Below are 11,515 nucleotides of genomic sequence, written 5' to 3' on the forward strand. Positions count from 1 at the left end.
CGCATGGCCATGATCCGCATCATGCTCCGCCGACTGGCAGCAATGCCCTCAGCATGAATCGGAACTTCCCGGATGGGCTCTTAGGGGGGCACGTCAACAACGACAGCATGAACAGTCTGCAGTCCGTTATTGGCCTGCGCGTGGACCGGCGGTTCAGGATCGATGAGACTATGGCAATCCAAGCAGCCGGGCATATTGGCTGGGCCTACGAGATGCTGGACACATCGGCGCACGTCACAGCGAGCTTCCTAAGCCTACCAGGCAGCGGTTTCACAGTAAGAAGTCCGGCGCTAGACCGCAACTCGGCCGTCATCGGCGTGCGCGCCGCCCTGGAGACCGACGCCCCGGTGCAGGTCTTTGCCAGCTATGACGCCGCGCTGAATGGCAGCGCCACCGCCCAGGCCGTCACTGCCGGCTTTCGCTGGACTTGGTAAGACAGGCCTTGCAGCACGCGAAAACACAGATCGGCCGTTCCCAATTCGGCGCTGCCGTGGCGTGTTTCGAAATTGGCGACCGGTTTTCCTGCCTCCATCGCTAATAATAAAGCGAACTGAAGGTGGACATCTCCAGAAACCTCGGCGGCAGCCTCTGGTTTCACGCACCTTGGGCAGCCGCGAGAGCTGAAACAAGGGAACGCCGAACGGCAGTCCGGGAGAATTTCATGGACGCCAATTCCACCTGGGCTCTCGACTGCCTCGTCCAAGCGTCATCGCTCTTAATCAACCGAACGACTGCCTCTGCAATATCGGGCGCCTCCGTTGATATGGGAACGACCTCATCGATCCCCGGAATCCCTTCAGCCCCGATGGGGGTGGTGACGAGGGGCAGGCCGAGATGCAGTGCTTCCGCAACTTTCCCCTTCACGCCGGCCCCGAAGCGCAGCGGCACGACTGCCGTACGGCTGACGCGATAGAGCCGCAGCAATTCCTCATCGCTAATGCGGCCGGTCACTATCACATGGCCACATGCAAGGGCGCGGACGTTCTCCGGGGGGTTGGAACCGGCGATGACGAGGTGAGCCTCGGGGCACTGTTGGCGGATGAGCGGCAGGATCTCCCGCACCAGCCAGATTGCCGCATCGACATTGGGTTGGTGCAGGAAGCCACCGACGAAGAGCAAGGCACTGCCGGGCGTGACCGAATCGCGCGGCCTGAATTCGTCGAAGCAATAGGGCACGACGGACCGCGCATCGACCTTCGGCGCTGCGCTCCGCACAAGTGCGGCTTCCGCTTCGGAGGGATAGAGCACGACGTCGAATGATCCCCACAAGGCCTGCTCGAAGCGCTCCATCTCGTCAGCCTCGCGCGCGAGGGCAGCATTGCCTGTGACCTCCGCCTCCATTCGCATGCGAACGTAGTGAAGGTCGTGCCCGTAGTAGAGAAGCGATGCCCGCGTGCCCTGCCGGACGATCGGCAGCATTGCCTCGGCAAGGTTCGGGCGCATGAGCATCACACTGTCGATCTGGTCGCCATTCTCCTGCAGCCAGGCCGTGAGATCATGTGGCGAGCGACTGTCGATCACCTCGATGCCCAAACGCTCCAGACGCTCGGCGGCCACCGGCTGATGCGGACGATGCCATGGCCAAAACTTGACGACGCAGTCGGCGTCGAGCAAGGCCTTCAGGATCGACAGGGTGTTCCGCGATCCGGCGTCGTGGTCCGGCTCGGGCACCATCACGTCGGCGACCAGGATGACATGGCGATTCGCGGCGCGGTCGCGCGCCCGCAGATACCGGGTCCATGGCGCCTGATGATCGCGCCGCAGGACCGGTTCCCACCGTTCGAACATCACCCGCTGATTGACGAGCTGATGCGCCTTCACGCCCGTGGTCACGTCGGTGCCGTGTGTGACGCCCTCATGATGGATGACCACAGCGCGTGGTTCGAACAACACCTTCAACCCGAGTTCCCGCACACGGAAGGCGAGATCGGTATCTTCGTAGTAGGCCGGTGCGTAGCGCTCATCGAAGCCGCCCAGCGTCTCGAAGACGTCGCGGCGGACGAGGATCGAGGCGCCGGTGCAGTAGTCGGTCTCCCGCAGGTAGCAATGCTCCGGGGCGGCAGGGTCGCCGAGCCGCCCCCAGTTCATCGCCGAGGCGTCGTTCCACACGATGCCGCCGGCTTCCTGCAGCCTGCCATCCGGATAGACCAGCTTCGCGCCGATCAGCCCGGCATCGGGCCGCGCATCCGCCAGGTCGACCAGCGCATCGATGGCACCCTGCTGGAACTGGGTATCGTTGTTCTGCAGGATCAGATACCGGCCCCTGGCAAGTTTCGCCGCCGCGTTGCAACTGAGCAGGAAGCCCATGTTGCTGGCGTTCCGCACGAAGCGGATGCCCGCCACCGCGGCGGGGATGCGGGCCAGCGGATCGGGCGCCGCATCATCGATGACGATCACCTCGACCGAAGCGGCCGGCGGCGCATCCGCAATGGAGCGCAGGCACATCAGGGTGAAAGGAACCTGGCCATAGGTCGGCACGATGATGGTCACGTCGGGCTGCTCACCCGGGTCGCGAAGTCGCAACGACTCGGCTTCCAGGCGCAGCGCTTCCGGCGTGGCGTCAGCCAGGGCGTGCCAGGCCGTGTTGTCCGGCGGAGGGTCAGTCGCGATCGAGCACGATGCCGCGGCATCAAGGGCCGGCGATGGTCGCTGGGCAGGCAGCGGACGCCACAGCCGGTAGCTGAACCGCAGGCTCTTCCGAACCAGGCGCCGCACGGCCGGGAGGCGATGCATCATGGTGCGGACCGGCCCGGTGGCTCGCCACAGCGTGCTGCTCTCGATGGCATCGGCGCGGCTGGTATTCCGGGCCAGCGCCTCCTCGGTCTCACGCAGCCGGGCTTCGAGCGATTCCAGCCTCTCCGTCGCCGCCGCAAGCGCCTTGCTGGTGGCTTCCGTCGTGCCGCGCAGCGCCTGGATGTCGAGTCCGGCCCGCTCTTCGCGCGCCAAAGCCTCGGCTGCGCTGGCCTCGGCCTGGGCTGCCCTGGCGTTGGCCCGTTCTTCGCGCGCCAGGGCCTCGGCTGCGCTGGCCTCGGCCTCGGCGGCCCTGGCGCTGGCCCGTTCTTCGCGCGCCTGAGCTTCGGCCGCCCCGGCCTCGGCCTCGGTCGCTCTGGCGCTGGCTCGTTCCCTGTGCTCCAGCGCCTCGGTCAGCGCTGCATCGTGTTGTTCCCGGGCGATGGCGGCCGATCGCTGCGCCTGTGACAGTAGGCAGGCGAGTTCCGAGCGCTCGCCAAGCCGGGCGAAGCGCTCGCGCAGCACCATGGCGCTTCCCGCCGCCTGCAGCGCGCACATGGCGGCGATCGGCTCGGCGACCTCGGTACCGAGGGCGACAACGCCGAGGCCTTCGCCGTGCCGGAACTCGATATGCGGAAGGCCGGCCTGGAGCAGCGCCTCCCACACCGGCATCATTGCGGGCTGTCGCGGCCCTGCGGCGATGCCGTGCACCAGCAGGATGGCGCGTCCGGAGAGTTTCGGCCGGAACCGTTCCCAGATGGCCCCAGCATGCCCGGCATCGCCGAGATCCCGAAGTTGCAACAGGTCGATCGTACCGTCGCGGAAGAAATCCGCTGCCTGGTCGAGAGGCGCCTCGACCAGGGTGGAGAAGGCCGAGTAGGACAATTCGTTGATGCGATCCGGCGACAGCGCGGGATCGTCCGGCGAGTGCCCTGTCGCGCCGACCGCGCGGGCTTCGGCGACCAAGCCCGCATCCACGACTGCTTGGCACAGCGCGAAATAGGAGCCGCCCGTGGTTGTGCCCAGTTCGACGAGGCAACGCGGGTGAATTGCGCCCACGAGCCAGCGCAGGAAGGGTTCGTGGCACGCTGCGGCGTCCAGCAGCTCTGGCCGCACCGGCCGCTGGTCGAGCATTGCCAGCCAGTCTGCGTCGGACAGGCCCAGAACGTCGGGTGCCCTGCAGGACGACGCCGGGAATGTAGCGTTGGTTTGCATCGGTGGATCTTTCTGGCCGCCGGGCGTCATAGCGGTACTCCGGCAGGCGTCATGATTCCGAAGCCCGTGCAGAGCGCACTGCCTCCAGCCAGCCGCGTCCGAAGTCGCGGTCGGGCTCGAGATAGGTCCCCTCTGCCCATTCGTTCCAGGCGTTGATCATGATGAGCCGTTCACCGGGACCAGGCGTCGCAAGTTCATGCTGCACGAGGCCACGCAGCCATCGCCGGAGCTTCGCGGGGGTGGCGCCATGATAGATCAGCGCCGTGTCGCCGCGCCGCGCGGTGTTGTCCCAGCCGGCCATCACGCCGCGGTTGCGCAGGCCTTGCACCGGCATCTTGAGCTCATCCAGCGCCATGGAGACGACCGAGTCGTAATCCCTGATCATGCCGGAGAATCCGGGCGTGAGAGTCTTGATCCGCCCGACGATGTCGGTTCCGTGGGTCTGGTGCGGGGGAAAGGCGCTGTAGCTGTCCAGGCCGAGTGCGGCGGGATCCCGGGGCAGGTCGCTATCGCCGCCGAAATGCACCCAGGCGGCGCTCAGATGCACATCCGCCACGCCCTGCCGGGCGAGCGCCTCACGCAGCGCGCGCAGCGCCTCTCGCGTGCCGGGAATATGCATGGCGCGATAGACCATCAGCACCGGCCGTCCCATGAGGCGGAAGTAGCGGGGGTCGCGCAGGACCGGGGCCACATCCCGGACAAAGGCGTCGATCCAGCCGGGCGCATAGGATTGCGGGATCAGTACGCTCCGCGACAGCCCATCCCAGTTCCGGCTCCAGGGTTCATTAGCCCAGCAAAGGAAGAATGGAAGATCCGGACGTCCACGCGCCATCATGTTCTCCAATGGCAAGTCGAGCTCACGGCGACCATCGAACCAATAGTAATAGTAGCAGAACGCCGATACCCCGCCCCACCGCGCCAGAGCCGCCTGCGCCTCCTGCACCTCGGCAAGACGGAGATCGTAGAAGCCGAGCTCGCCTGGCAGTCGGGGCTGGCGGTGGCCAGCGAACAGGGGCTTTGCCCTCGTGACGTTGGTCCACTCGGTGAAGCCGCGGCCCCACCAGCGGTCATTGGCTGGCGTTGGGTGGAATTGGGGCAGGTAGTAGGCTGCAAAGTGCAGCCTGGGCGCCGGCTGCGCCGCGGCTGGAAGCGTGGGCCGTGGGGCCATCTCGGCGGCTTCCGCCACGCGCATCCCCGCATCGCGGCAAATGGCGCCGAGCAGCCATGCCACGGCTTCGGCCATCGGGCAGGCGGCACCTTCGGCCGTCGGCCAGAAGGCCGATAGGTCGAGACCGAGGGCCGCAACCATGCGCAGCGGGAAGGGGCGCATCCAGACCAGATCCGCGTCGGCGGCATCGTGCCATAGCTGCTGCCTCGACAGCCCGATCTTCTCCCCCAGCGCCGCGACGCGTCGATGCACCTCGCGTCCCAGACTGGCGGGGGCGATGCCGTTCGGGCGTTCCCCCAGGACGATGCCGAGATCGCTGTCACCGGCGAAGGCGGCGATCAGCGCCTCGACGGCCGCGCGTTGCTGCCGGGGAAGCGCTTGGCCGTGCCTGGGCGCGCGCAGCTTGCAGATCAGATCGTAGCGGAAGAGCACATCGGCGGAAGCGAGCGCGAGGAGTGGAAGCATGTCGCCGCCACGATCCTCGAAGGCAAGGACGGTGGCGCGGGGAAAGGCCACCTCGACGCCGGCCTTGAGCGCTTCATCGCCGCGCGGCACGCTGACGATGAGATCATACGCCTCGGGAATGGCTTCGATGGCGGGTCGGAAATCCTCCGCATTGTCGCCGGTGCGCAGATGGAGGAGGACCGCGATGCGCCCCGACGGCTCCGATGTCCTGAGGGAAAAGAGGTCCGGCAAGGGAGCGGCCTGCTCCGGCGCCCGCGGCCGGGATCCTGGCCGCGGGTCGCGCACCTGATGATCCAGCGGCGCTGCGCGGTGGGGCTCGGCAAGGGTTGGCGCTGGCGGCGGCAGCAACGGCCGGCGGCGGGCCTCCCGGTATTCCGACAGGCGGCGCGGGAGTTGGAGCGTGACCGTCCACCAGGCCAGGCGCAGGGACCGCCGGACGAAGCGTCGCAGGCCGGCCGGCAGCCGCTGCAACGTGGCACGCAGGGGCCGTCCGATACGCCAATAGGTGCTGTCGCGAATGGCATCGAGGTCGGCCTGAGCGACCATTGCGTGGCCCTGGGCCTGTGCAAGGGCTGCTTCGGCCTGCTGCACGCGCTCTGCAGCCCTGCGTGCCTGCTCGCGAAGGACCTCGTACTCGTCGTCGCCATCCAGCGGCGCGACCTGGTCCCGCTGGCCGTTGCCGTTCGGTGATTCCGCTGGCACGTCGTTCTCCGGTGGTCTGACAGTGTCCGTCTCGGTTATTGAGACGCATTCCGTCGCGATGATGGCGCCCTCCGCGTCTGTCTCGGCCAAGGCGTCCGGCGGCTCCTGTCGTGCCGTCCCGGATTGCGAGGCTTCCGATGGCGAGTGTTCGCGCGGCGAGCTGGCCCCCAAATCGGGGGTGGACGGCGCGGCGGCCTCCGTCTCATGGGGCTGTGGGCCTGCTGCTGCGCGCGAGGCGGCAAGTTCCTGACGCAAGGCTTCGCTCTGAAGCTGCAGCGTCAGTGCCCGGCCGCAGGACGCGAAGATCCGGCGCACCTGGTCGGCAAAGGGCATCTCCTGCGCATGGTCGAACAGCGCGGCGACCGCGGGCGGCAGGTTCCTGCCCGTGGCAAGCACGCCAAGACCGTGGCTGTGCCGGAAGGCGAATGCGGGGAAGCGTGTCGAGACCTCCTCCCAGAACCGCCAGACGCCGAACAGGTCGCGACGCACCTCGATGTCGTGGAACAGCACGACCGACCGGTCCGACAGCGCCGGAAGCCATGTTTCGAAATCGTGCCGCACATCCTCGTAGGTGTGCATGCCGTCGATATGCAGCAGGTCGACGCTGCCGTCGGCAAAGCGGTCGCGAGCCTGGTCGAAGGTCATTTCGAGCAGGGTGGAGAAGGCGGCGTAGCGCGGATCGTGATGCGTCCGCAGATCCGCAAGCAGTCCGTCCTCGGGACCCATGTGCACGTCGCCGCCCCAGGTATCGATTCCGAATGCGCGGGCGTCGATCCGGAAGGTGCTGATGGCTTGGCAGAAGGCACAATAGGAATTGCCGCGATGCACCCCGAGTTCAACGACGGTGCGCGGCTGCAGCGCGCGAATGAGCCAGAAGGCGAAAGGAATATGGCCGGCCCAGTGCTCGAACTGAACCAAACGATCCGGAGGCAGGAAAAGTTCGCTGCCCAGTTTCAGGCGTCGAATTGCCTCGGATAAATCTTCTGCAACAGTGAGATCTGCGTTCTTCATATATAATATTGGGCTTCAGGTCATAAGTCTTGCTCAGGACCACATGTGTCAGAGACCGCACGTGCCATCGTCAACTCCTTGATATCGAGACTGCTATATCAGATTAAGCAATGTCGGAGTCGACAATTCCCGGCGGCCAAGCCAGGTGGGCTGGAGCGCCTGCCTAGCCGCTCTTCCCGGCGAGGGCAAGCAACTCGCGGCGCGCTGCGGCGGGCTCTCCTTGCCAACGAGGACCAATCCGCATCCGGGACTCCCGTCACCGAGGGTGACGGTCGGGCTGCGGCGGCGCCGACGGCCGGCTGGCTATCTTGGCGCGTGCGGATAGCTTATTGTCAACTCCAGACGGCTTTCGGTGCGGGCTCTTGTGCCGTTTTTCTGTGAGATTGCATCTTATGAATATTCGGCAATACTGTTGCAGTTCTAGGCATCTCGCTATAGATCTGATTCGGTCGGGCGCCTGCTGAGCCAGCGCGATGAACAACCCACACGCTGCGGAGATGCAAATCCGGCGCGTAAGTCAGACGCAGGTTGCTGATGCCGAGCTTGCGGATCTCGGGTTACCGTTCCTTGCTGCCTTAATTCGGCAAGTTCAGGCTCGGCAAGCCGAGCGCGATGACAGCATTGTGCGCTGGTATCAGCGCGATCTCATCATCAAGGGACACTTCGAACTACCGTCCCCGATTACGCAGGAGCCGATGCGGCCGCTGGGCTCTGTCGTTCTGGGGCATCTGTCCGTCTTCTATCAGTGCTTTGCGCCTGAGGAGATTTGGATAGGGGGTACCATGCTTGGCGCCGGCTTCCCACTGGATAGCATTTACCTTCCAGAGCGCCGGTTGGTAATCTGCTGGGGTCATCCCGTCTGGAGCATGACCGCCCAGAACGCGCTGACGCTTGAGAGAATCGTTGCTGCATTCCAGGCTGGCACGGCGAAAGGCCTGTCTTCGCCGGCGTCCATCGTCGTGCTGACGGGTGACAGCAACTTTGCACACCACATGTGGAATCAGCTTGGGGCGCTGGATGCCATTGCCAATGCCGGGGTGGCAACGCTTGATATAATCGCAATCTATGAGCCGTTGGGCAGAGTTCAGGAAATCTTCCCTGAGCAAAAATGCTGGAGTGTCACACGGAAGTGGGCCCATGAAACGGAGGGGCTGAACCGGGTGGGCGTCCTGTTCGTTCCACTTGGCGGCAGCCTTGTCACCGCATCCATGCAGGAGCGCCTAGCGCAGTACATCAAGCGGACCGTCAACGCGCGTTTCCTGGCCCGCCCGCCAAACCGGACGCGCTTCTGGATCAGCATCCGCACGCGGAACCGGACGGCGACAAACCAGGTCGAACTGATCAGCGGCCTTTGTCAGGCGATAGCCGGACAGTATCCGGGATGCGAGATCGTTCTCGATGGCCATTCGCTGCCGGACGATATGCACAGGTTGCGCGCGGCGGGGGAGTCCGTGCCAATGGAGGCCATCGATAGCGACCGCGAAATTCTCAACGCGGTGAAGGCGGCAACGGCTTCCCGCCACGTCAAATGTTCCATCATTGATGGTGTCGGACTGAACATTCTTGAGTCCATCGCCATCGCGAGCACCTGCGCCTTCTATGTGTGTCATCACGGCACGGTGCAGCACAAGATCGGCTGGTTTGCTCCGGTGCCGGGCGTCGTCCACTGCAACGCGGAAACTCTGCGCACTCATCCCGCTGGTTGGGTAGCGGACAACGCCGAAGGTGCGGTGTTGCCCAGCTACATCCCACTGGAACTCGTCGAGGATGTGTTGGGCGATGTCAGCGGCGACCCGCAGCAGCGCGAGCTCCGGCATGGTAACTACCGGATCATCGATCTGCCGGGTTTCAATCGCTTTGTCCTTGAACGCATGGCCGAGGTCATCGCACCAACGAAGAAGGCCGAAGAAACAAGACGTTGGTATGAGTTCTGGCGTCGGACCTGACGGCGCTTCGTTGACGATCACCGCCTCGCTCGCGACGATCACGATGGCATTGAGCTAGCGGGGCGTCCACCTGCGGGCCGGGCGCCTTGAGGGACGGATATGACGAGAGAGCGCCTTGCCAGGTTTGAGCCCTGGATTGCGACGGCCTTGGCCTGCTCGCTGGGTGTCGTGCTAGCGGCCAGGACATTTCCCGTGGCCTTCCTCGTGCCGCCCGGGGGTCTTGTTCTCGATGGCGATCTTGCTCTGCACGCCATTGCGCAGCGCTACATGATCGCGGATGCGTGGCGGTGGCCGCTGCTCGTCGTGCCGGGGCTCGAGACGCCCAGCGGTACCCACATTGGCATCGCGGACGGCATTCCGATCCTCGCTATGATCCTGAAGTCATTTCGCGGATGGCTGCCCGAGGGGTTCCACGGCATCGGCCTTTGGCTGGGCATATCCTGGGCGCTGCAGCCGGTCGCAGCGGTGTGGGCGCTGCGCGGCACGGGCGAGAAGCGGCTGCTGCCGCTTCTCGCGGTGGCCGTGCTCGCCGTCAGTGTCCCGGCCTGGTGGAGCCGCATTGGCCATGCTGCACTGACCAGCCATTTTACCATCCTACTGGGACTTGGCTTCTATCTGCGGCTGGTGCACCGCGGCGGCCTCTGGGTTTGGGCAGCGGCGGCACTGACGCTTATCCTGACGCTGCTGATCCACCCTTACCTCGCCCTGGTTTTCCTCGCGATCCTTTCGGCGGTGCCCGTCACGCTGGTGTTGCGACGGGATCCGTCCTGGCTACGCGCAGCGATGTGCAGCGCCGGCGCCGCGACCACCTTCGCGGGGGCCGTGTCCGTGTTTGGCTATGCCGGCGCCGGAGGCGGCTCAGGCTATGGCGACTACGCGCTCAACTTGCTTTCGCCCTTCTGGCCCGCGTCAAGTGCATTATTCCCGACCCTGCCTTATGTCGATGCCACCGGCCATGGCGGGTGGGAAGGCTACAACTACATGGGCGCCGGACTACTTCTGGGCCTTGCTGCCACCCTGTGCTTCCGCCTGGGAGTGGTGGGGCGGCTGATCCGGCGTCACGCCGGCTTGGCGCTGGTGCTGCTCGCCCTGACTCTGGTCGCGGTGACCACACGCATCGGCCTTGCTTCCTCCATCCTCGTCGATCTGGGGCCGCCGCCATCCTTCCTCGAGCAGTTCCGCAGTTCCGGGCGACTGTTCTGGCCGGTTACGTATGCCGCCATCCTGGCCGTGGTGACGATTCTTGCGCGCGCGCCGATGGCTCGTCTGGGTCTTGCCTGCGTTCTGATTGTGGCCGCGCTGCAGTTCGCGGATGTGCATGTGCTGCGACGGAACGTCGCCGGCTGGGCCCGCGGAGGGGCATATCGCGCGCCCGCGGAAGCTGCCGCGGCCTTGCGGCCCCTCCTGCGCCGGAGCGAGAGCCTGACGCTGCTGCCTAGTTACCAGTGCATCCCGGATCCCAATGCTGTCGCCGCGACGCTGACGCTGTTGAACGATATCATGTCAGTCACGGCCGAACGGCCGATTCCTATGACGACGATGTTTGTCGCGCGGCGCCAAAGGCCGGTCCAGTGCAACGATGCGGGGTTGGCTGCGGCCCCTCTGCGCGCCGGCGAACTACGCGTGCTGCTACCGGTCGTGCAGCCGGGATTGCTGGCAAAGGTGCCCGGGCATGCGGATCACTGCCGCCCGCTGCAGGGCTTGATGGTCTGCGCTCAGTAGCGCCGGTTTACCGCTCTTCCTGAGATCATCTGTGTTGCTTGAGTGCCTTCGCGGCACGTGACGCCATCAATGGAGGAGTGTGGTGATCGTGCCACGCAGCGTGGCCTGAGCTGCATAGGCATAGGCCAGCAGGCGTGCACTGCCTATTCCGTATCAACAATCGTGCGGGCCGAGAGGCTGGCGGATGGAAGCGGATAGAGGTGGCTCGGTTTCTCGCGACAGCGTTTCGGTTCCGGCAGGCGGTTTCCCTGCCGGTTTCACGCGCACGTCGTTGCGGTGCCGCGGCGTCACGCAGGACGATCATGGCCCAACCGGAGTGAGGCCGCGGCACGGACGCAGATTTCACGCTGCGTCATAATGTCGGACATGGCAGATCAATCAGGATCGCGCCTGCAAGGGCTCCCTCCAATGCCTCCTTCGCCCCCATCGGCAGACCATCGCGCTCGGGAGCAAGTAGCACGACGGTAGTGTAATAGCCGTTGCGTCGTCGCAGCAGGTCCGACGCCCCATCCGGGTCCGGGACGATGGCGTGCTCGACGTTCTCCGGCATCGCGGC

The 11,515-nt window shown here is 65.4% G+C and carries 6 protein-coding genes; 3 read left to right on the forward strand and 3 right to left on the reverse strand.

The window, feature by feature from the left end; genetic code table 11:
• A partial coding sequence (locus IEY36_RS29860; RefSeq protein WP_229681709.1) for an autotransporter outer membrane beta-barrel domain-containing protein occupies nucleotides 1–434 on the forward strand: 434 nt, incomplete at its 5' end.
• A 160-nt stretch (nucleotides 435–594) separates the two neighbouring features.
• Here IEY36_RS29860 and IEY36_RS29865 read toward each other — a convergent pair.
• Nucleotides 595–3,975, reverse strand: a complete 3,381-nt coding sequence (locus IEY36_RS29865; protein WP_188973896.1) for a glycosyltransferase — start codon at nucleotides 3,973–3,975, stop codon at nucleotides 595–597.
• Between the two features lie 19 nt (nucleotides 3,976–3,994).
• On the reverse strand, nucleotides 3,995–7,198 hold the full coding sequence (locus IEY36_RS29870) for a glycoside hydrolase family 99-like domain-containing protein (protein WP_188973898.1): 3,204 nt from the start codon (nucleotides 7,196–7,198) through the stop codon (nucleotides 3,995–3,997).
• Nucleotides 7,199–7,764: 566 nt separating this feature from the next.
• Here IEY36_RS29870 and IEY36_RS29875 point away from each other — a divergent pair.
• Together IEY36_RS29875 and IEY36_RS29880 are read left to right on the forward strand one after the other, a co-directional pair.
• Nucleotides 7,765–9,237 carry a hypothetical protein gene (locus tag IEY36_RS29875; RefSeq protein WP_188973900.1) on the forward strand — a complete coding sequence of 491 codons (1,473 nt, stop codon included), beginning with the start codon at nucleotides 7,765–7,767 and terminating at the stop codon, nucleotides 9,235–9,237.
• A gap of 192 nt (nucleotides 9,238–9,429) precedes the next feature.
• Nucleotides 9,430–10,959, forward strand: coding sequence for a DUF6311 domain-containing protein (locus IEY36_RS29880; protein ID WP_188973901.1), 1,530 nt, complete (start codon nucleotides 9,430–9,432; stop codon nucleotides 10,957–10,959).
• Nucleotides 10,960–11,311: 352 nt separating this feature from the next.
• Here IEY36_RS29880 and IEY36_RS29885 read toward each other — a convergent pair.
• Nucleotides 11,312–11,515, reverse strand: a 204-nt coding sequence (locus IEY36_RS29885; protein WP_188973903.1) for a hypothetical protein, incomplete at its 5' end; no start/stop codon positions are given.

The sequence above is a fragment of the Neoroseomonas lacus genome, assembly GCF_014644535.1.
In the GTDB taxonomy this organism is placed as follows: domain Bacteria; phylum Pseudomonadota; class Alphaproteobacteria; order Acetobacterales; family Acetobacteraceae; genus Neoroseomonas; species Neoroseomonas lacus.

Coding starts and splice junctions, on each gene's coding strand:
- IEY36_RS29865 (WP_188973896.1), bottom strand. CDS start 3,975: ATGACGCCCGGCGGCCAGAAAGATCCACCGATGCAAACCAACGCTACA.
- IEY36_RS29875 (WP_188973900.1), top strand. CDS start 7,765: ATGAACAACCCACACGCTGCGGAGATGCAAATCCGGCGCGTAAGTCAG.